The following is a 253-nucleotide window of genomic DNA, read 5'->3' as shown; positions in this document are numbered from 1 at the left end:
AAGGACAGATGAAATGTTCGAGCAAAACTGCGCGGTCCGCCGCCCAGCAATTTTATTCGCTGGCATCATAAGTCATCCTTCGCATATTGCATTTGCTTGACTCCCTTTCCTTACTGCGACAGAACCGTTTTTACCGCTACCGGCTTGCCTGGCTGCTGTACTGCTAGCCAGATCGCCCGGGCGTCCGCCGCATCGTTCTTATTGCGGATGTTGAACGCCTTCACAAACTCCCCCGGCATCAGCTTCACCTCGT

General features: G+C 53.8%; 1 pseudogene. It reads right to left on the bottom strand.

The features are described from left to right. Positions 1–113: 113 nt before the first annotated feature. Positions 114–253, bottom strand: a pseudogene (locus ACLFKU_RS44850) (IS110 family transposase); the annotation flags it as partial.

Source organism: Paraburkholderia sp. EG304 (assembly GCF_046543485.1).
Taxonomy (GTDB): Bacteria; Pseudomonadota; Gammaproteobacteria; order Burkholderiales; family Burkholderiaceae; genus Paraburkholderia; species Paraburkholderia youngii.
This window is presented reverse-complemented; position numbering and strand designations above follow the sequence as displayed.